Here is a 20,986-nt window from a genome sequence, read left to right as displayed (position 1 = left end):
ATTTTGTCCATGCCCGGTGAATCTGACGCTGAAAACAAAAAAGGCCTCGCAATATTGCGAGGCCTTCTGTTTGGATCGTTTTTGCTTTCTGATCCGCTTAATTATCGAGCTCTGCGTTGTGATAAACCTTTTGCACATCATCGCAGTCATTCAAAGCATCAAGAAATTTTTCAAACGTTACAGCATCTTCACCACTGACACTGCACAGGGTCTGGGGTTCGTATGAGATGTCATCAACTTCAAATTCAATATCCGGGCTGGCTTCGGTGAGTGCGGTTTTGATTTTAAAGAACTCGGTGTTAGGGGCAAGCACAGTGATCATGCCATCTTCACATTCAATATCGCTGACATCGATATCAGCCATCATCAGTGTTTCGAGTACCGCATCTTCGTCATCACCCTTGAATACAAATACAGCCTGATGGTCAAACATGTGGGCCACTGAGCCGGGGCCTCCAAGTTTGGAACCATTTTTTGTAAAGCAGAGACGAACATCATTGAATGTGCGGGTAGAGTTGTCGGTCAGACAGTCCACGATAACCATGCAGCCACCGGGTCCAAAACCTTCGTAACGGGCAGTAGCATAATCTTCACCACCGACACCGCTGGCTTTTTCAAGTGCCCGTTCGATAACATGAGTGGGAACCTGATCTTTTTTTGCATTATCCATCAGTCGACGTAACGACAGGTTACCATTGGGGTCGGTGCCACCACTTTTGGCACACACATAGATTTCTCTGCCGTATTTGGAATAAACCTTGGTTTTTGCTCCGGCGGTCTTGGCCATGGATTCTTTGCGGTTCTGATATGCTCTTCCCATATTTGTTCACTCTCACTTTTACTGATAACTGTTGTTCTGCTGGAGGGGCCTGAATGCCCGACTCAACAGCACGGCCGATATATTAGTCGGGAATGCATCAGGATGGTACCGGAGGTTTTTCGGCTTTGATGAAGCACTGTCTGATTAAAGCCAGTATCACCAAAAGTTTGCTATCGGTTATTGGATTGAAGCTATTCAGACCTTGTGATGTACCCTTGGGAAACAGATTCTCGCCAGAACGAAATAGTTTTTTCCATGCTCAGATTTCGGACGAAAACTGTAGCAGCGTCGAGATTGCTTGAGGCTTTCACACTCATGGGACTGCCGAGTTCGAACTGAAACCCACGAATGCGCAGCAGAAACGCAGGGGGAGGATCTGTTTTATATACAGTTCGATAGGCATGTAGCAGGGCATGCGGTGTCATGGCATGGCTGGTGTAACTATCATCTTTTGCGCCACTGATTTCAGAGAAATGGAACGGTTCAGCGCATGAGGCATCGGCATCGATGAACAGGATCAGTTCCCGATCCATGAGATCGATGACATGTTCCACCTGCAGTTGCATGTCGGTCTGACATTCGACATCAGGCAGTTTCTCTAACTCAATGGCAGCAGTCAATTCAGGCCCGAGCGCATCGTCGCCGCGACCGGGGTTGCCGTAAGCGAATATCAGTATTTTCGCGGTGCTCAAAGCGTACGGGTAATGCTGCCGTTAGAGCCTTTGGCGATGCGATCCACAGCTTTCCCATTGCTATTCAGTAATTCGATTTCCAGCGGCATCTTGCCGAGTGCATGTGTTGCACATGACAGGCATGGGTCATAGGCGCGGATGGCGACTTCCAGGTGATTCAATAAGCCTTCAGTGATTTCGTTGCCATCCAGATATTCGTTGGCGACCGAGCGTACTGATTCATTCATGGCCTGATTATTACTCGTGGTTGAAACAATCAGGTTGGCTTTTTTGATCGTGCCATCTTCATTGACTTTATAATGGTGGAAGAGGGTGCCGCGCGGTGCTTCGATCACGCCTATACCTTCTTCCTGTTTTTCACCTTTCATGAGCAGATCAGTGCCGGTGATATCCTGATCAAGCAGTAACTCATGGATGGATTCAGCGCAGTGCAGCACCTCAATCATGCGTGCCCAGTGATAGGCCAGCGTATCATGTACGAATCCGCCATTGCCGAACTCGACAAAACGTTTGCGAGCAGCTTCGGCCAGTGGTGTGGAGATGAAATCGCAGTTGTTGATCCGCGCCAGCGGGCCAACGCGATACCAGCCATCATCGCGACCGAGTTCAGTCAAATACGGGAATTTCATGTACGACCATGAGCGAACCTCTTCGCGGATGATATTGTAGTAACCGCGATAGTCGAACTGATCAAAGATGTTTGCACCACCGGGACGACTGGCACGCAAACCGCCATGATAGAGTTCCAGTTCACCGCTTTTTCCGACCATGCTCAGATAGTTGCTGTGTAAACGGCCAAAGCCGTGGTTTTCAGGGTGTTCGGTATGAATTTTTTCGTTCAGTGTCACAGCATCCTGAGCCCAGGTCAGAATATCATTGATATCGACCAGAAGCCGGTCACGCTCTGCCATGGTCAGTGCCTTATTCATGCCTCCGGGTACGGTTGCTGCACCATGGATGCGTTTGCCTGCAATGACTTCGATTACCTGTTGACCGTATTTACGAAGCTTTACGCCTTTCAGTGCCAGATCCGGATAATCCTCGATCACACCGACAATATTGCGATGTTGCAGATTGGAGCCGAAACCGAACAAAAGATCGGGTGAGGAGAGATGAAAGAAGTGCAGCGCATGGCTCTGCAAGGTCTGACCGAAATGCAGTAGCTTGCGCAGTTTCTCTGTGGTCGGAGTCAGGTCATAAACACCGACCAGTTGGTCCACAGCTTTGGCAGCTGCCAGATGATGGGAAACCGGACAGATGCCGCACAGGCGCTGCACAAAATAAGGAACCTCCCAGTAGGGGCGGCCCTGAATGAACTTCTCAAAACCGCGGAATTCAACGATGTGAAAACGCGCTTCCCGCACATGGTTTTCATCATCAAGCAGCAACGTGATCTTGCCGTGACCTTCAACACGCGTGACCGGATCGACAGCGATTCGGCGCAGCCCCTGTTCATTTTTCATTCCGACTCCTTCAGTCATAATGCAGCATCTCTTTCGGCAGGCTGGGTTCCTTGCCTTCCAGCAGATCGGTTAAAATTTTCACAAATGCGTCAGCCGGCGGTGGACAGCCGGGCAGATAATAATCCACCTTTACCACTTCATGCAGCGGGTGCACTTTGGCAAGCAGCAGCGGAATTTCAACGTCATCGGGAATATGTGGATTGTCCACACCGATTTCATCGAGAAAGGCTTCTTCAAGACATTCCTGCAGACTGAAGTGGTTACGCATGGCAGGCACGCCGCCATTGATTGCACATGCACCAACGGCAATCAGTATTTTACAGTTTTCACGAAACTCTTTGAGCACATGTACATTATCGGCATTGCACAGTGCACCTTCGACAAGGCCGATATCGCAGGGCTCGCAGTGTTTGATATCGTTGATCGGTGAACGGCTGAACTCGACATGTTCAAGCAGGCCGACAATGCGTTCGTCCATATCGAGAAATGACATGTGACAGCCAAAGCAACCGGCCAGTGAGGTAGTAGCAACGCGAACTTTAGACACCGTATACGCCTCCCTCTTTTTCGACGGACTCATCATCCTGATCATGGTGTACCGTCTTTTTTAGAATGACCTCTTCAAGATCAGTTTCAGCAACAGAGTGCAGATCGAATGTGCGCCGACCGATCGGCACTTCATAACCGTGATCCTTGATCAGGATCGCTCCAACAGGGCAGATATGGGCGGCCATGTCATCCGGTTCTATGTCTGAGTCAGCCAGTTTTCCGGTTTCAGAGTTAACAATCAGCTGGCGGCTTGTGCCGCGTCCTGAGATGGCAAACACATCCTTGCCGTCACACTCACGACTGGCACGCACGCACAGCTCGCACATGATGCAGCGATCACGATCAAGTACGAGTGTGGGATGTGAAGCATCCACCTCACGGCGCGGATAGAATTGCGGATAGTGGCCATCAAGCATGCCCAGATGATAAGCGACGGCCTGTAATGTGCAGTCGCCGCTCTTTTCGCATGATGGGCAGAGATGATTGCCTTCAACGAACAGCATCTGTGTGATGGATTTCCGTACTTCATTCAGTTCTGGCGTATTATTATCTATCTCCTGTCCTGCTTCGGCAGGCATGGTGCAGGCGGAGACTGCACGACCATTTACATCCACAGTGCAGAGTTTGCAGCTGCCATGCGGGCTCAAACCGGGTTTGTGGCAGAGATGAGGGATATAGATGTCGGCAGCAAGTGCTGCATCCATGATGGTTTGTCCTGTTTCGAATGGCACTTCAATGCCATCTATTTTTATTGTTTTGCTCATAGGTGTGCCTCGGCGTCATCACGACGGGTCAATTGGCGTGCCTCTTCCAGTGAGGCGTCCAGGTTGAATTCCGGCTCCATCTCCTTGTGCAGTAGTCGTTTCTCAAAGCAGTCAGGGAAATATTTCAGGCCATCGCGGATGGCATTGGGGGCAGTCATACCCAGTCCGCAATGCGAGCGGCGCGATACCAGGGCCGCGGTGCGAGAAAGTTCGTCCAGATCGTGGGCAGTTGCGTGACCGCTGCAGACTTTGTCCATGCCGTTTTTAAGCAATGTTGTGCCGACCCTGCAAGGGGTGCAGAAGCCGCAGCTTTCATGAGCAAAGAAGCTGGAAAAGTTGTGGATGATCTCCAGCAGGTCACGTGATTCGTCGAAGATCATAAACGAACCACCGGTGGCAAGGTCTTCAAAAGCGATTCGATGACTGAAATGATCAGCTGCAATAAGGCGGCCGGCCGGTCCGCCAATCTGTACGGCCTGCACATTTTCAGCTCCGGCATCATCCAGAATCTCCTGCACGGTAATACCGAACACATATTCGTAGATGCCGGGTCGGCCACAGTCGCCGGATACAGAAATCAGTTTGCTGCCTTTGGACTGCCAGGTGCCTGCGGTTTCAAACCAGTGATGCCCATGCAGCACAATCCCTGCCGCAGCTACCAGCGTTTCAACATTGTTCACTACTGTCGGTTGTCCCCAGAGGCCCTGTGTGACCGGGAAGGGGGGGCGAATACGTGGAATGCCCGCTTTCTCTTCTATCGATTCAATCAGGGCTGACTCTTCACCGCAGATGTAGGCACCTGCGCCGACGACAATGGCGATGTCGAAATCAAAGCCTTGATCGAGGATATTGTTACCCAGTAGCCCTGATTCACGCCTCTGTTGCAGTGTGGATTCAAGGTTTTCCAGCATGTAGCGGTATTCACCGCGCAGGTAGAGATAACCACGTGTGGCGCCGATGCTGCGTGCACAGATGGTCATGCCTTCAAACAGTGTGTCGGCATGACTATTGAGCAGGATACGATCCTTGAACGTGCCGGGTTCACCCTCATCGGCATTGCAGATCACATAGCGTGTGTCAGCTGCGGCATCACGGCAGAAGCGCCATTTCATACCCGTGGCAAAACCGGCACCACCGCGGCCTTTCAGACCTGAAGCCGTGATCTCTTCGATAATGTCATCATGGCTGCGTTCTGCCATGGCCTTCAGAGCCGAGCCCGGTTCAAAGAACTCGGAGAGTAGCAGGCCTTCCTTGCGGATGTTGTTGCCAACCTGGAACCAGCTGCCCGGCCAAAGCGATAAAGATGTTTCTGATTCAATCAATTCAGCCATACGGTCGATGATCTTAGTAGAGAGTGAGGTGATGGTGACACCGTTGATCAGCATGGAGGCGTCATGATCACACATGCCGATGCAGGAGGTCTGACCTATGGAAACCAGCCCGTCCGCACGAGTTTTATCAGCTTCGACGTTTAATCTATCACACAAGCGCTTCATTAATGACAGGTCACCACAGCAGGTGCAGTTGCTGAACAGTATATCAAAGCGTCCACGCGGCTGCCGATGAAAAAAACTGTAGAATTCAACCACGCTTTCCACCTGTGATCTGGGCAAATTCAAGCTGTTGGCAATGCTGCTTATCGCGGTTTCGGAAATATGCAGAGACTTCTGTTGCTCTTCGAATAATACATGCAGCAGATGCTCTGAATGATTGTGCTGATATAAAGATGGCATATACGGTCCGGTAAAAGTTTGTTGCTACATGTTACTGCGATTTTGAGCTGATGTGAAGTCAGTTTCAGCAGATAGTTGCGGTTTATCAGTCTGCATGTATGACGTCAGAATTATCGTAATGATTGCCAGAGTGCGTGCAGTTTTTTGAGTGAGACTGAAACGCTGGTTTTCAACTCCTGTGCGAAGAGTGAAACGCGTAACTCCTCAATCAGCCAGCGGAACTCTTCCAGTGCGGCAGTGTCTGTCTGTGATTTCTGTAAGGTCTCAAGGCGGTTGCTATAATCACTCCAGAGTTGCTCAATGGCCTGCCTGTGTTGGCTATCCTGTTTGAGGTTACGACCGGCTTTTGTCAGGCGTATTTTTGCCGCCTCGATAAAGCGGGGCAAGTGCACCAGCCATGTGGCGGGTGTCTTACCGACAAAGCCGGGGTAAACAAGGTGGCCAATCTGGCGGCCTATATCATCCACCACAGGCTTAAGCAGTGGGGAGCGAACATTGCCAAGCGCGGTGAGTAGTTCGGCGTGAGCGGTCAGGGTAACACTGACCTGGTCGGCCAGTCCGCTTGCCTGATTCACGATCCGGGCCCGGCCTGCATCAAGGCGAGCGGTGAATTCAGTCTCAGAGTAGGTTAGCGGTCCATTCAGAAACAGTTCATCAAAAGACGCTGCGATCAGTTCATCCTTGAGAGTGACCGGATTACCGATCAGGGCATAGTTAAGGGCCATCTTTTGGAGCTGCGGTGTTGTTTTCTTTAACAACTGCACTTGCTGATGCAGGTGTAACATAAACAGTCTGCGCAGGCCTTTAAACATAGCCTGTGCCGCTTCATGGCGGCTTTCAAAGATCCGGATCGAAACACTTTGTCCATCATCGTGCAGGGCCGGAAAAAACTGTAGCTCTAAGCCTTTCTGTGTGCTGCTTACAGATTCAGGCAGATCGCCGAAGTCCCAGCGGGTGATACCGCTACGTTCCAGCTTCTGAACAGCGTCCATGGCTTGCAGACTCTGGCGACTGCTTTCCGCATATTTATTCTGCAGGGCTCGCAAGTTGCTATCGATTGCTACGGTTTTACCCTGTTCATTGATGAGTTTGTATTTCATGCTCAGGTGTCCGGGCAACTGTTCGCATTTCCAGTCGCTGTGATGCGGCTGTACTCCGGTTAAACGTGCGAGCTCTCGCGAAAAAGTATCGATCAGCTCACCCTTGCCGAATACCATACTTTCAGCACAGGCGCGGGCGAATTCCGGTGCAGGTACGAAATTCCGGCGCAGCGTTTTGGGCAGGCTTTTGATCAGTAAAATTAATTTTTCCTGCAGCATGCCGGGCACCAGCCATTCGAAGCGGTTCGCATCAAGTTGACCCAGTACAGAAAGTGGCACAACCAGAGTCACGCCATCGGCCTTATGAGTCGGATCAAAGTGATAGCTGTATTTCAGTTTCAGTTTACCGTCGAGGTAATAGTCAGGATAAACATCACCACTGACTGTTCTGGCATCATTGTGCAGCAGCTCTTTTTTATCGAGGTAGAGCAGTTTCGGCTGCTTCTGCTCAGCACCTTTGCGCCACTGCTCGAAGAGTTTACCGCTGAAAACGCTGTCCGGAATTATGGCATCGAAGAAATCGAAAATAGCCTGCTCCTCGGCCATCAGATCACGTCGCCGTGATTTGGCTTCCAGTTTTTCCAGCTCGGCAATCATTTGCCTGTTATGGTTCAGGAATTTGCCGTGGCTGCGGAATTCGAACTGCACCAGCGCATGCCGGATGAACAGCTGGCGCGAAATGACAGGATCAATGATTCCGAAATTGATGCGACGTTTACCGACCACGGGCAGACCGTAGAGATTCACCTTCTCAAAGGCGGCCACCTGCATCTGTTTGGAAGACCAGTGTGGTTCGCTGTAACTTTTTTTCACCAGATGCGGGGCCAATGGCTCCAGCCATGCCGGGTCAATGCGTGCAGCCATGCGACCATACAGGCGGGTGGTTTCAACCAGCTCTCCGCAGACCACCCATTTCGGCGGTTTCTTGAACAGGGCAGAGCCGGGAAATATGGAAAACCTGAGTCCGCGCGCACCGAGGTAGTTGCGCTTCTCATTATCATACAGTCCGATATGACTGATCAGGCCGGCAAGCAGGGCACGGTGGATTGCATCGCTTTTGGCCTCCTCCCTGTTCGGGGTCATCTTCAGCTCGCGCACAATGCTCAGTAACTGGCTATGCAGGTCATGCCATTCGCGCAGCCGGATATAGGAGAGAAAACGATCATGGCAGAGCTTACGCAGTTTTGTACGCGAGAGATGGCGTGCCTGTTCGTGATACCAGTTCCACAGCTTCAGCCAGCTGAGAAAGTCAGAGTCCGGGTCGGCAAAGGTACGGTGTTTTTCATCGGCCTGTTGCTGCATATCCATCGGCCTTCCACGTGGATCCTGTACTGAGAGTGCAGATGCGATAATCAGTACCTCGTGCAGTGAGTGTTCACTATTGGCCTGCAGCAACATGCGCCCAATACGCGGGTCTACCGGCAGACGCACCAGTTTGCGGCCGATCGGGGTGAGTTTTTTATTGGCATCAACCGCCTGTAACTCTTCGAGTAGCAGGTAACCATCGCGGATAGCCTTTTTCTCAGGCGCATCCATGAACGGGAATTGACCCAGCTCGCCAAGCCCCAGATTACTCATCTGCAGGATGACACTGGCAAGATTCGTACGGCGGATTTCAGGATCAGCCTGCCCGGGTCGGTTGTTGTAGCTCTCCTCCGAATAGAGGCGGATGCATATGCCTGCTGTCACGCGGCCGCAACGCCCTGAGCGCTGGTTGGCCGAAGCCTGTGAGATCGGTTCAATCGGCAGACGTTGCACTTTGGTACGGGAGGAATAGCGACTGATGCGAGCCAGTCCCGAATCAATGACGAAGTGGATGCCGGGTACGGTCAGCGAGGTCTCCGCCACATTCGTAGCCAGCACGATGCGACGCCCCGTATGTTTCTGGAAGACCTTGTCCTGCTCGGCGGGCGACAGACGTGAGAGCAGCGGGATGACTTCGGTGTGCAGCATCTTGTGCTTGTGCAGCGCATCAGTGGCTTCACGTATTTCTCGTTCTCCGGGCAGGAAGACAAGAATATCCCCGAGCGGATCGCTGGCTGCTGCTTCGTCCACAGCATCACAAATGGCCATCGGCAGGTCACGGTCGCGATCGTCATCATCGTCGGAAATCGGGCGAAAGCGGATTTCGACAGGATAACTGCGTCCGGAGACTTCTATAACAGGAGCATTAGAGAAAAAAGTAGAGAAACGGGCTGTATTGATTGTGGCCGAAGTGATGATCACTTTCAGGTCGGAGCGTTTCGGTAATAGCTGTTTGATATACCCGAGCAGGAAATCGATATTCAGACTGCGTTCATGGGCTTCATCAATAATGATTGTATCGTAGGACAGTAGTTGCGGATCATTTTGAATTTCGGCCAGCAGGATGCCGTCGGTCATCAGTTTGATATATCCGTCTTTACGCGTGTGGTCGGAAAAACGTACTTTATAACCGACATGCTCACCGACGGGACTATTCAGTTCCTGGGCAATACGTCCAGCTACGGAGCGGGCTGCAATACGACGAGGCTGGGTATGGCCGATCAGACCAGCGATGCCGCGCCCCAGTTCCAGACATATTTTAGGGATCTGGGTGGTTTTTCCCGAGCCGGTTTCACCGGCAATAATGACGACTTGATGTGCCGCAATCGCATCGCTGATCTCAGAACGTTTGGCGGATACCGGTAGTTCTTCAGGGAAGGTGATGGCAGGGATGCTGTTTTTTCGTTGGTTGAAGGTGTTCGCTGAGCTTTTAATATCCACTGTCAGTTTCGCCAGCGAGCGGTCGACCGGTTTGCCTTGTTTCAGCCGGTGGCGTAAACCGTGCAATCGTTTGGAGAGCGCGCGCCGCTCTGTAAGCATGCATGTAGCAAGCTTGGAAAACAGGTCATTGATGGTTTGCGTGTCGCTGGCCATAGGAGCGGGGCAGTATATCCGATTGCGCCATCAGCGCATCTCCCCTGCTGATTTTTGCCAGGATGACAACAAATCAGCATCTACCTAGTGTGGCCATACTTTTTTGCAGGGATGGTATCCATGACTCAGCCGCAAACCGTATATCTGAAAGATTATCTGCCACCGGCATTTCTTGTCGACCATGTGGCACTGATATTCAGGTTGAATCCATCAGCGACCGAAGTGGTGAGTAAAGTGAACTACCGGCGCAATCCGGTGGCTGCCGCTGGCGCAGCTCTGGAGCTGAATGGCCATGATCTGGAACTGATTAGCATCAGCCTGAATGGACGTCTGCTGGAACAAAGTGAATACCAGCTGCATGCGTCGGGCCTGAGTCTGAATGATCTGCCGGATGCCTTTGAGCTTGAGATTATCACGCACTGCAATCCGGATGCCAATACGGCTCTGGAAGGGCTTTATCGCTCCGGTGGCAATTATTGTACCCAGTGTGAAGCGCAGGGCTTTCGCCGTATTACCTATTATCAGGATCGTCCAGATGTCATGGCGACCTTTGATGTGCGTATCGAGGCAGACAAAACAACGAATCCGGTATTGCTCTGCAATGGTAATCCGGTCGCAGCGGGTGAACTGGAGGGCGGCAGACACTGGGCGGCATGGTCCGATCCGTTTGCCAAACCCTGTTACCTGTTTGCGCTGGTGGCTGGTGATCTGGCATGTGTGGAGGATTCGTATCAAACGGCTTCCGGTCGTGATGTGAGACTGCGCGTCTATACTGAACCGCATCATATCGAGCATTGCGGTCATGCCATGGATTCGCTTAAACGGGCCATGTCCTGGGATGAAGCACGTTTTGGTCTGGAGTACGACCTTGATCTGTTCATGATCGTTGCCGTAGATGATTTCAATATGGGGGCGATGGAGAACAAGGGATTGAACATCTTCAATTCCCGTCTGGTCTTTGCCAGCCCTGAAACGGCAACCGATGATGATTACATTGCCATTGAGGCGGTGATCGGCCACGAGTATTTTCACAACTGGACTGGTAACAGAGTAACCTGCCGCGACTGGTTTCAGCTCAGCCTGAAAGAGGGGTTGACGGTATTTCGTGATCAGGAGTTTACTGCAGATAACCATTCGCGGGCTGTGAAACGTATTGAGGATGTGCGCCTGTTGCGCACGCATCAGTTTGCTGAGGATGCCAGCCCTATGGCGCATCCGATCCGGCCCTCTTCGTATATGGAGATCAATAACTTTTATACCGTGACTGTGTATGAGAAGGGAGCCGAGGTGGTGCGCCTGTATCAGAGTCTGCTCGGTGTGGATGGATTCCGTCGTGGCATGGACCTCTATTTTCAGCGTTTTGACGGGCAGGCTGTGAGTACGGAAGACTTTCTTGCTGCCATGGCCGATGCCAATGAAACCGATCTGTCCCTGATGCAGAACTGGTACGATCAGGCTGGTACACCGAAGCTGACTGTGTCTATGGATTATGATGCGGACAGGCAGTTCTGCACCTTGCACTTCACACAATCCTGTCCGGCAACACCGGAAGCTTCAGAGAAACAACCCTTCCTGATTCCAGTTGAGATGGGCCTGCTACTGCCTGATGGCTCAGAGCAGCCATTACAGTTGCTGGGTGAGAATGTTGCACAAATTGGTAGTCGAACCTTGCTGCTCAGGGAGAGGGAGGAGTCATTTATCTTCGTGGGTGTAGCTGAGAAACCGATGCCGTCACTGTTGAGAGGGTTTTCGGCTCCGGTAGAGCTCGATTATCCTTATACAGTTGAAGATGATGCGTTCCTGATGTCTCATGACAGCGATGCATTCAATCGCTGGGCTGCGGCACAAAGGTTGGCTATGCAGACGCTGCTTGCTTTGCTTGATGGGAAAGAACCTGATGGCTCAGTCGCCACGGCCTTCGGGCAGCTGCTGGCTGATGATGGACTTGATGCAGCCCTGAAGGCGGAGGCATTGATGTTGCCATCGGAGGCGGATATTGCTGAAGTCAGCCTGCCTGCTGATCCCGGACGTATTCATGCAGCGCGTGAACAACTACGTTGTTTTATTGCATCATCTTTATCTGAGCAGCTTGAAAGTTGTTACAGAGACCTGTCGCAGGCAGAGGGGTTGAATGATGAGGCCATGCAGAAGCGCAAGCTGAAAAATGTATGCCTTGCTTATCTGGTGGCTCTCAAGAACGACAAGGCAATAGCTATGGCTTCCGGCCAGTTTCATACAGCAAATAATATGACCGATCAGTATGCCGCACTGGCTCTGCTGGCAGATTGCGATTGTGAGCAACGCGAAAAAGCAATACAGGCCTTTGAACAGCAGTTTGAACATGATGCCAATGTGATGGATAAGTGGTTTGCAGTTCAGGCTGCATCAACGCTTACCGGTACGCTGGATGCTGTGCGATTGCTCATGCAGCATGAGAAATTTGATCTGCATAACCCGAATAAGGTGCGTTCGGTGATCGGCACCCTGGCTATGCGAAATCCTGTAATTTTCCATGCTGAGGATGGCAGCGGTTATCGATTTATTGCTGATCAGGTGTTGGAGCTGGACCGGCTTAATCCTCAGATTGCTTCGCGTATTGTGCGCAGCCTTATGAACTGGAAGCGTATTGAGTCCAGACGCAGTGCCTTAATGCGTGCCGAGCTGCAACGTATAGCCGGTAGCGAAGGGCTGTCTGGTGATGTGCATGAGATCGTCAGTAAAAGCCTCTGCTGAATACAGAGCTTACTGTTTAACCCGTTTCTTCTCGCCAAGTCTGCGGTCTGTGCGGTAGAGAAAGGCCAGTAGTTCAGCGACCAGCTGATAGGCCTCTTCGGGAATCGCCGTGCCTACAGGAACCCGGGCAAGTAACTCGACAAGGTTGTCATCCCGGTGGATGTGAATCTTGTTTTCTTTGGCAAGTTCCATAATACGTTTGGCAATTTCTCCGTAGCCTGATGCAACAATCGTCGGTGCTGAAAGGCCATCCGGGTCATAGGTGAGGGCAATGGCAGCGCCCCTGTCGCTGGCTCTGTGTTTTTTCATGCCATGGTTCTCACTGGGTGTTCGGGTTTGATAATCGGTTCATCTCCTTCGCTCAGTTGTCCTTCGATACCATCCTCTTGTACTTTCTCGGCCAGCCAGTGACTGAAGGGTTCGTGCAGGCTAAGGAAAGCATCGTGTTCTGCTGTTCTGAGTTTTAGTTGGAGCGGGCTATCCGGTTTTTTCTCAATGGCGAAATAGACGGTGCCAAGATGATCGAGATCAAGGCGGCCATGCAGGGCAGAGCGGTTTTCCTTTTCATCTTTCTGAACCATGCCTTTAGTGGCACCATTCTGGCGATCTTCCAGCATGAGCATATTACCATTGGATGCAGGGTGCAGGTGATATCCTGACTGGGATTGCTGTGGCAAAGGCCACTCCTGTTGCTGACGAAGCAGATGCTGACTTGGCGTTTTTTTTTCACTGCCTGCAGCCATTTCGGCGAGGCGTTCTGCCAGCATGGATATGGCTCTGGATTCTGAAAGAATTCTGAACTGAGGAGGGTTTCCGCGTTCCATCAACTGGATCCATATATTGCCGGTGGGGAGCTGGCCGGGTGTTTTGGCCTGAAAGCGCTGGTTTCCAATTAGCAGTGTCGCGATGCCACTATCTGCCTGCTGTAGCACCTTTGCAGAGAGGATACTTCCATTGGGCCAGGGCAAGGCATTGCCCTGAGCTTTTGCTGCCCCCTGAGGCAGACTCAGAAATATGCTTCCGGGAATATTGACCATGATGCCATATTAGATTCTGTTTACAGAAAATGCGAGTGATGCACAGTCAGGCGAATTGCCCGGATTTTAGCTGCGGGAATATGAGTCATGATGCCAACGCCTGTGTGAATAAAAAAGGTTCATCGCGGAAGTCCGGGAAACAGTCTTTGTAAATAAGAACTGAATGCGTTTCCCGTCTTACTATTATGGCTGAGGTATTTGTTCATTTCTTTTCCAGAAAAGAAACGAACCAAAGAAAGCTGCCCGGCAATCTGCTTCTCCCTGCGCATTTATTGTTCAATGGGGCGAAACCTTTTTGATTCGAGCCTTGCATGACTCTCACCCTTCGGGCGAGCTAAAGCTCGTCCAAACGGTACCTTCTGTTTGTCGCCTCATCCCATTGAACAATAAATACTCCGGCGCATCTTGGAACGGGGTTGAAAATCCTGGTAGATCTATCACACATTGGACCTCAGCATTTGGATCCCCCGCTAGCAGGCTGCCGAGACAAATGTCCAAAACCGGAATAAAGCGGCGGAGCCGTGACCGGTTTTGGATATGCAGAATCGGGAATCCGCAGGACAGGCTGGTTCCGGGGCGGCTTTCTTTCACCCCTTTCTTTACCGCTAAAGAAAGGGGAATGCTCTGCTTTAGCAGAGTAGTAACTATTGAATGTATCTATTTAACAGGGATCAAAAGTTTTCTTCAGGCATGGTTCCCGCTAATGCGTGATGAACCTAAAAAAAGGCCCGACTTGCGTCAGGCCTTGATTTATTATTGTTGATGGTCGTTGAGTTAATGACCGACGGCAGGCATGGCTGGTTCAGTTGGCGCAACAGGTTCAGCCGGAGCGGCTGGTTCAGTTGGTGCAGCACCCATTGCAGCAGCAGCTTCATTCATAGCCGGCTCCATTGCAGTGGCCGCTTCACCTGCAGCTTTTTCAACTGCAGCAGTAGCTTCCTCAACAACTTCTTCTACCACAGCAGCAGCTTCTTCCATTGCAGGGGCAGCAGCTGGTGCAGCCGTTTCAGCTGGTGCAGCGGCCTTCTCAGCAGGCTTTTCACTAGAACAAGCTGCCAGGGAAAGCGTTAGTAGTGCGGAAATAGCGATGATAATTGATTTTAATTTCATAAGTGTTCCTCGCGAAAAGGTGTTCCTCACCTTGGGATAGTCCCCCCTCAGGGAACATTAACCAGCGTAGGATGATAGGCGAAGATGTCAACCTGTGTTCGCTACAAGGTTGTTTAAAGGTGGCTTCCTTGTCAGGCATTTTATGTGAACAGGCCCCGGGTATTTATCTGTAAAATATTGATACACAGGCATATTTCTGGGCTTGACTCAAACGCCGATCAGGCCTTTAATGGCTACGGTGGTTAGTGGTAGTCGTGCTTGATTGAAGTGCAGCTATGCGGGGGATGGGAGGATTGAAATGATTAAGGTCTGGTTTGCCGCATTGTTGCTGGCGATCAGCGCTCATGGTGCTGTCGCGCTTGCCGAAAGCTCTCATGTTGCCATTGTGAAAAATGTATCAGGTAGTGTTGAGGTTTTGCGGCATGAAAAAAGCATGCCCGCAACTCCCGGCATGCAGTTGATGCGTAAGGATAAGATTGTTTCAGGGCAGGAATCTCAGGCGGGTATCGTTTTTGTTGATGGAACTCTTATTACCGTGGGTTCATCAACCGAGATAGAAGTGAAAAAATATCTATTTGAACCCAGAGAATCCAAATACGGGTTTTCAGTCTATGTAAAAAAAGGCTCTGCCATCTACTCCTCGGGCAAACTGGGTAAACTGGCACCGGATTCGGTGAATTTAAAAACGCCCAGAGCTACAGTAGGGATTCGCGGTACACGTTTTATTGTGAAAGTTGATTAAGGAATGACGATGTTAAAATTAATCACCGGAATAATTCTGTTTGCACTTTCAGCCTGTGCATCTTCATCTATATCCATCGACCATGATGAGTTATCGGCAGCACGCACTGCTATTGATCAGGCGAGAATGGTCAAAGCAGATCGTTGTGCTCCGGAGTTGCTGGCAAAGGCTCAGTCGAGTCTGTACTGGGCAGCTCATGAGCTCACTGAACATACAAACATTGACCAGGCTGAGGCGAGTGAGTTAATCGCCAAGGCAGAAACGTACGCCAGGCAGGCCAGAGCATATTCCTTGAAAAACTGTAAGGAAGAAACAACGGTAATTCTCTTGCCTGATGAGGATGGAAATGTCGGTGCCGTATCGCTGAATGCAGGCGGTGCGTCTCAGACTGTAAGCGAGGCATTCCATGCATCTTCAGTAAGAGGTGATTCATCAAAACCCGAAGCAGCCAGAGCTCTGGATGAGAAGCAGGTGAGAAAACAATTTTCTGATATTCTCAAGGCTCAGCCACCTAAACCTGCTCGTTTTATACTCTACTTCGTTTCAGGGACCAGTGAGCTGACAGAAGCTTCACAAGCCATCATCCCGCAGGTGCTTAAGGCGACCAAAGAGCGCCAGCCAGCAGAGGTGAGTATTGTCGGGCATACCGATTCAACCGGCTCTAAAAGCACGAATATGAAAATTTCATCAGCCAGAGCAAAAGCAGTGGAATTGTTATTGAAGGCTTCAGACTCTGCTCCGGATTCAATCTACCTGAGGTTTCATGGAGAAAATGACCCTCTGGTTCCAACTCCGGACAATGTACCCGAGCCAAAAAACCGGCGGGTTGAAATACTTATTCTGTAGAACAGGGAGAATTTATTGAGTCCATTCTCTTTGTCCAGAAGGCTGTCTAAAAAATGGATGGTGATGATGATAGTGTTGGGGCTTTCTATCTCAACAGGCATTGCCTATATGGGCTATCAAGCTGTTTATCCCTTAAATCATGTCAGTAATATGTTTTACGATGTGTTTCAACAGCAGGTGGCATCAGGTCAGGCTGCATCGCATACGGTTATTATCGATATTGATGATGTCAGTCTGAATGCGGTTGGCCAGTGGCCATGGCCGCGCTATCGGGTCGCCACCCTTGTGAAGGCTATAGCTGATATGAAACCAGCAGCGATAGGTTTGGATATCATCTTTTCTGAAGAAGATAGAACTGCTTTGATGAATATTCGCAAAGCATTCAAGAGTGACTTTAATCTCGATATTAACTTTACCGGCATACCGCCGAATCTCACGGATAATGACGGGTATCTCGGTTCTGTTTTATCCGGCACAGGAACGGTTGGAGCAGAATATCTCTATTTTGATCATCAAAGCAAAGTAGATACACCTCATCGCTCTTCATTTGCGTTTACAGGCAGGACAGATTTGCTCGATCTGCATGATGCATCCGGAATTCTGGATAATACCTATAAGATTTCCTCGCAATTGAAATATGCCGGTTTCATCAATATTCAGCCGGATGATGATGGTATGCTCAGAAGATTACCTCTTTTGATTCGCCATCAGGGCAAGATTTATCCACATCTGGTATTGGCAACCTTCATGCGTTCGCATGGTTTGCATACTGCATCTGTTGAAGAGACAGAATACGGTCCTGTCATTCAAGCCGGAGAGCACAGGATTCCGATCACTGAAAATGGTTTTGCCCTGTTGCAATTCAATGGCTCACCTCATCTGTACAGGTCTGTTTCAGCCCGTGATGTCTTGAATGGCCATGTCGATGAACAGCGTATTCGCGATAAAATAGTGTTCATTGGTTCTTCATCTGCCGGCTTGAATGATCTTCACAGTACACTGTTTGATGCTCAATTTCCTGGCGTAAAAACACTTGCTGCAATGGTTGAGAATTTCACGGATGGCAACGCTGTGATTGAACCTGTCTGGGCTGATATTGCTATATTTTCAGTCAGCTTGTTGACCGGCTGTATTGTTTCACTGTTGTTTGCTTTTGTTTCGAACGCACTGCTTGTTCTGGTCGGTAGCTTAGCCTGGGGGACAGCACTGCTGGCAGGCAGTTTTAGCGCATATACAAGTGCGGGTCTGTTTCTAAACCCCGCGCCTGCACTGGTAATTACCCTGCTACTGTTGACACTGTTTTCTGCGACACGCTTTGTGTTGGAAAAGAAATCGTCTTCACTGTTTTTCCGCCAATTGACTGAAGCAAGAGCTGTGGTTCATGAAACGCTGGATGAGACTCTTATAGCCAGAAAACTGGTCATGGCCGCCTGTGATCTGCTGGAATGCACATCAGGAACTGTGGGTTTGTATAAGCATGGTAAAATGGTGTTCAGCGAGTATGTTGAAGGTGATGCCATCAAAGCGATTGATTTCAAATGTTTGCCGGGTCAGGGCGTTGCAGGTCTGGTGCTGCAGAATAAAAAGAGTTACCTGAGCAATCATGCGATGGAGGATCCGCATGTGATGCCGGAATTCCGCAGCGAACTGGCTTTCAACAGATTAATCAATGTGCCTATTTCTGACGGGGATGGCGAGTTACTCGGTTGCCTTGAGGTGCATGATCGTCTGGATGGGCGGGCATTTGCGCATCAGGATGTGGAGGTGCTGGAAAGTCTTTCGGATATCGTTGCCTCGGCATTGATGAATGCACATCTGCTTGCAAACATCAGGAATAACGAAAAGGAAATTGCTGCTGCGGCAGAACGTTTGAATAGAATCCTGGATGCGGATTTTGATGCTGTAATTGCGCATCAGCACTCAAAGGTGATTTATGCCAATAAAGCTGCCCGTGATCTGTTTGGTTATCCGACACTGGAGCAAACATTGGGCAAAAATCCCATGGATTATATCTCTGAAACCTATCGCGACAGGGCGATGCAGGCTGTTCGGAAAGCTGTTCAGAGTGGGAAATCCCATGGTCCGATTGAAATGGAAGCGTTGCACCCGGAAAGCAGAGAGGCTTTTCCTATCGAGCTTGCCAGCACCCCTATAGTTTGGGAAGGCAAACCGGCTCTGGTTTCGATTGTGCGTGACATAAGCGAGCGCAAACAAAGAGAGGAGGGGATGCGCCTTCTGGAGAGTGCAGTAGCCTCGATTAGCGAAAGCATCATCATTACTGATACTCAGGGTGTCATCGTGTATGCAAACCCTGCATTCACCAAAAACACCGGTTACACCGATCAGGAAGTCATAGGAAGCACTCCGTCAAACTTGCATAACAAACAGCCAGGATATGATTTTTATAACCGGCTTTGGGATACAGTCAGGTCTGGTCAGCTATGGCGAGGACGCATTCTGAACTGCAAAAAAGATGGTACGGTATACCCTGCCCAGATATCTGCCGCTCCGATTTTTAATGCAGAAGGAGTGATCTCTCACTTTGTAGCTGTTTATGAGGATCTTAGTGAAAATGAAGAGCTGCAGAAGAAAATGATGCAGGCTCAGAAGATGGAAGCTGTAGGGACCATGGTTGGTGGTTTAGCCCACGATTTCAATAATATGCTGGCCAGTCTGGTAGGTAATTTATACCTGATGAGTTTCGATCATGAAGATGATGAAGAGATGATGGAGCGTATTAGCAGTATGGAGGGCTCAGTTCATCACGCTGCGAACATGATCAAGCAGATGCTGACCTTTGCTCGCAAAGACAGACCATCAAAGCAGCCGATGGATATGCTTGTGTTTGTGAAAGAGGCATACAAATTATCGCATGCGACTTTGTCTGAGGATATCAACTTTCTTCTCAATTATCCGGGCAATAAACATATATGTGTTAATGGTGATGCAACGCAGTTGCAGCAGGTATTGCTAAATCTGGTGACCAATGCGCGCCATGCAGTCGAGCATGTGGATGATGCTGAAATCACTCTTGAACTTGACGAGTCGGAGCCATCAGCTGAACTGCTGAACCAGAATCTGGAAGCACATAGCGAGATTGGCTGGTGCCATATTCGCTGTAGTGATAACGGTTGCGGCATGAGCCCCGGTACCCTTGAACATGTGTTCGAACCATTTTTCACCACCAAGCAGGCCGGAGTAGGTACTGGTCTTGGTCTGGCTATGGTGTATGGCGCGATCCAGAACCATCAGGGCATCATTGATGTTGAAAGTGTTCAGGGGCAGGGAACGACTGTCTCAATTTGGCTGCCGTTGCAACAGGAAGAGGCGGTTCAGGTATATGATGAGGATAGACTTTCCGTTGATGGCAGTGGCAAAACTGTTTTGCTGGTTGATGATGAAAAAGAGTTACTCTCTGTCGTAGCGGAAGTGCTCAGTCGCAGTAATTTTTCTGTATTGCAGGCATCCGATGGAATTCAGGCCGTGGACTTGTTCCGTAGCCATTCGGCATCAGTGGATTTAGTGCTTATGGATGTCGTGATGCCGCATAAAGGTGGCGTGATTGCGGCAAAAGAGATTCGTGAGCTTGATGCAGAAGTACCAATTATTTTCCAGACCGGTTATGGCGAGCGGGCTCAATTAGAGGCTGCTGCATCAATCAGCAACAGCGACTCACTGCAGAAACCGGTATTGGTACCGGAATTATTGAAAAAAATAATGGAACTTATCGGCTAGCTAAACATCGCTTAACTCAGACTTACCCTAGGTCCATTAAACTTTATTTCTCTAAATGACTTGATCTGCCTACTGCCAACTTGACCGAGTGATGGGGTATCAATACTCTTCGCCGCCCTTGTGAGAGGGATACCCATACAGGCTCGTAGCTCAGGGGTAGAGCACCACCTTGACATTGAGATTTTGACGTATTCCGAAAATCTATACATAGCAACAAAATTAGCGAATAATCTAACAGAAACAAAAGCTTATGCTTTTTATATCCTGTCTATAACCGTGAATATCTGTCACTATCCGAGAATACTCACTGTGTATGCATTTGTGTACGCACCCTGTTTTATAGTGAATATTCCCTCGACAACCTAACTCCTTCTAAGAAGCAGTTTATTATATCGCTTTCAGTCACATTGTATTCAGCCAGTGTCGATTCAGCTTGTTATTCAGCGTTCAAAATTGACCCCCTAGAGGGGTAAATCAGCGTCCAAATTTGACCCCCCTGTAGTATCCCCAGCTAATGATTTAGTTGGAGGAAAAAACAGGAGTGATCACAGTGGAAACGAAAGCAAAAGTAAGGCGGGATTTTTACGTCCATAAGAAGAGCATCAAACAGATTGTTCGTGAGCGTCAGCTTTCGAGGTGTCAATCAGCACCCAAAATTGACCCCCCATCAGCGTCCAATTTTGACCCCCCTAAAGTCTGTTTAAATCATGCTCTATTTTTGAATCTCCAGCTCTCATTTCCGGTCTCTATAATGTCACAATGAT

General features: G+C 49.8%; 14 protein-coding genes. 4 read left to right on the top strand and 10 right to left on the bottom strand.

Features of this window, described 5'->3' with window-relative positions; all coding sequences use genetic code 11:
• Positions 1 to 97: 97 nt before the first annotated feature.
• The 7 genes from MMIC_RS09635 to hrpA form a co-directional block, all read right to left on the bottom strand.
• Positions 98 to 820: a YebC/PmpR family DNA-binding transcriptional regulator gene (locus tag MMIC_RS09635; RefSeq protein ID WP_072660260.1), complete on the bottom strand. Its 723-nt coding sequence runs from the start codon at positions 818 to 820 to the stop codon at positions 98 to 100.
• 191 nt (positions 821 to 1,011) lie between these two features.
• Positions 1,012 to 1,512: a hydrogenase maturation protease gene (locus tag MMIC_RS09630; RefSeq protein WP_072660259.1), complete on the bottom strand. Its 501-nt coding sequence runs from the start codon at positions 1,510 to 1,512 to the stop codon at positions 1,012 to 1,014.
• A complete protein-coding gene (locus tag MMIC_RS09625) occupies positions 1,509 to 2,975 on the bottom strand; it encodes a Ni/Fe hydrogenase subunit alpha (RefSeq protein ID WP_083530558.1) in 1,467 nt (488 codons plus the stop codon). The genes MMIC_RS09630 and MMIC_RS09625 overlap by 4 nt, the downstream gene beginning before the upstream one ends.
• A 10-nt stretch (positions 2,976 to 2,985) precedes the next feature.
• Positions 2,986 to 3,555, bottom strand: coding sequence for an NADH-quinone oxidoreductase subunit B family protein (locus tag MMIC_RS09620; protein WP_072660298.1), 570 nt, complete (start codon positions 3,553 to 3,555; stop codon positions 2,986 to 2,988).
• Positions 3,515 to 4,288: a 2Fe-2S iron-sulfur cluster-binding protein gene (locus tag MMIC_RS09615; RefSeq protein ID WP_072660257.1), complete on the bottom strand. Its 774-nt coding sequence runs from the start codon at positions 4,286 to 4,288 to the stop codon at positions 3,515 to 3,517. The genes MMIC_RS09620 and MMIC_RS09615 overlap by 41 nt, the downstream gene beginning before the upstream one ends.
• Positions 4,285 to 6,021, bottom strand: coding sequence for an NADH-ubiquinone oxidoreductase-F iron-sulfur binding region domain-containing protein (locus MMIC_RS09610; protein ID WP_072660256.1), 1,737 nt, complete (start codon positions 6,019 to 6,021; stop codon positions 4,285 to 4,287). Before MMIC_RS09610 ends, MMIC_RS09615 begins: the two co-directional genes overlap by 4 nt.
• Positions 6,022 to 6,131: 110 nt before the next feature.
• The gene (gene hrpA, locus MMIC_RS09605; RefSeq protein WP_072660255.1) at positions 6,132 to 10,019 is read right to left on the bottom strand and encodes an ATP-dependent RNA helicase HrpA; all 3,888 of its coding nucleotides are present in this window, start codon (positions 10,017 to 10,019) and stop codon (positions 6,132 to 6,134) included.
• 120 nt (positions 10,020 to 10,139) lie between these two features.
• Here hrpA and pepN point away from each other — a divergent pair, with 120 nt between their 5' ends.
• Positions 10,140 to 12,752, top strand: a complete 2,613-nt coding sequence (gene pepN / locus MMIC_RS09600; RefSeq protein ID WP_072660297.1) for an aminopeptidase N — start codon at positions 10,140 to 10,142, stop codon at positions 12,750 to 12,752.
• Positions 12,753 to 12,761: 9 nt separating this feature from the next.
• Here the strand turns inward: pepN and MMIC_RS09595 are convergent, their stop codons facing one another.
• The 3 genes from MMIC_RS09595 to MMIC_RS09585 form a co-directional block, all read right to left on the bottom strand.
• Positions 12,762 to 13,061 carry an EscU/YscU/HrcU family type III secretion system export apparatus switch protein gene (locus MMIC_RS09595; protein ID WP_072660254.1) on the bottom strand — a complete coding sequence of 100 codons (300 nt, stop codon included), beginning with the start codon at positions 13,059 to 13,061 and terminating at the stop codon, positions 12,762 to 12,764.
• The gene (locus MMIC_RS09590; RefSeq protein ID WP_072660253.1) at positions 13,058 to 13,789 is read right to left on the bottom strand and encodes a hypothetical protein; all 732 of its coding nucleotides are present in this window, start codon (positions 13,787 to 13,789) and stop codon (positions 13,058 to 13,060) included. Before MMIC_RS09590 ends, MMIC_RS09595 begins: the two co-directional genes overlap by 4 nt.
• 774 nt (positions 13,790 to 14,563) lie before the next feature.
• Complete coding sequence (locus MMIC_RS09585; RefSeq protein ID WP_072660252.1) at positions 14,564 to 14,899, bottom strand: hypothetical protein; 336 nt, start codon at positions 14,897 to 14,899, stop codon at positions 14,564 to 14,566.
• 298 nt (positions 14,900 to 15,197) lie between these two features.
• On the opposite strand from MMIC_RS09585, the gene MMIC_RS09580 reads away from it, so the two are divergent.
• The 3 genes from MMIC_RS09580 to MMIC_RS09565 are packed head-to-tail and all read left to right on the top strand — an operon-like array spanning position 15,198 to position 20,222.
• On the top strand, positions 15,198 to 15,641 hold the full coding sequence (locus tag MMIC_RS09580; protein ID WP_072660251.1) for a FecR family protein: 444 nt from the start codon (positions 15,198 to 15,200) through the stop codon (positions 15,639 to 15,641).
• 9 nt (positions 15,642 to 15,650) lie between these two features.
• Positions 15,651 to 16,487 carry an OmpA family protein gene (locus MMIC_RS09570; RefSeq protein ID WP_171966498.1) on the top strand — a complete coding sequence of 279 codons (837 nt, stop codon included), beginning with the start codon at positions 15,651 to 15,653 and terminating at the stop codon, positions 16,485 to 16,487.
• Positions 16,488 to 16,502: 15 nt separating this feature from the next.
• Positions 16,503 to 20,222 (top strand): CHASE2 domain-containing protein, encoded by a 3,720-nt coding sequence (locus MMIC_RS09565; RefSeq protein WP_143144932.1) that lies wholly within the window; start codon positions 16,503 to 16,505, stop codon positions 20,220 to 20,222.
• Positions 20,223 to 20,986 lie beyond the last annotated feature (764 nt).

It is taken from the genome of Mariprofundus micogutta (genome assembly GCF_001895085.1).
Taxonomy (GTDB): Bacteria; Pseudomonadota; Zetaproteobacteria; order Mariprofundales; family Mariprofundaceae; genus Mariprofundus; species Mariprofundus micogutta.
The sequence above is the reverse complement of the archived record's forward strand: the minus strand, read 5'-3'. Positions and strand labels throughout refer to the sequence as shown.

Excerpts from the sequence above, each read along its gene's own strand:
- pepN (WP_072660297.1), top strand. The coding sequence starts at position 10,140 with ATGACTCAGCCGCAAACCGTATATCTGAAAGATTATCTGCCACCGGCA.
- MMIC_RS09585 (WP_072660252.1), bottom strand. The coding sequence starts at position 14,899 with ATGAAATTAAAATCAATTATCATCGCTATTTCCGCACTACTAACGCTT.
- MMIC_RS09580 (WP_072660251.1), top strand. The coding sequence starts at position 15,198 with ATGATTAAGGTCTGGTTTGCCGCATTGTTGCTGGCGATCAGCGCTCAT.
- MMIC_RS09595 (WP_072660254.1), bottom strand. The coding sequence starts at position 13,061 with ATGAAAAAACACAGAGCCAGCGACAGGGGCGCTGCCATTGCCCTCACC.
- MMIC_RS09570 (WP_171966498.1), top strand. The coding sequence starts at position 15,651 with ATGTTAAAATTAATCACCGGAATAATTCTGTTTGCACTTTCAGCCTGT.
- MMIC_RS09590 (WP_072660253.1), bottom strand. The coding sequence starts at position 13,789 with ATGGTCAATATTCCCGGAAGCATATTTCTGAGTCTGCCTCAGGGGGCA.
- hrpA (WP_072660255.1), bottom strand. The coding sequence starts at position 10,019 with ATGGCCAGCGACACGCAAACCATCAATGACCTGTTTTCCAAGCTTGCT.
- MMIC_RS09615 (WP_072660257.1), bottom strand. The coding sequence starts at position 4,288 with ATGAGCAAAACAATAAAAATAGATGGCATTGAAGTGCCATTCGAAACA.
- MMIC_RS09610 (WP_072660256.1), bottom strand. The coding sequence starts at position 6,021 with ATGCCATCTTTATATCAGCACAATCATTCAGAGCATCTGCTGCATGTA.
- MMIC_RS09625 (WP_083530558.1), bottom strand. The coding sequence starts at position 2,975 with ATGAAAAATGAACAGGGGCTGCGCCGAATCGCTGTCGATCCGGTCACG.
- MMIC_RS09635 (WP_072660260.1), bottom strand. The coding sequence starts at position 820 with ATGGGAAGAGCATATCAGAACCGCAAAGAATCCATGGCCAAGACCGCC.
- MMIC_RS09620 (WP_072660298.1), bottom strand. The coding sequence starts at position 3,555 with ATGAGTCCGTCGAAAAAGAGGGAGGCGTATACGGTGTCTAAAGTTCGC.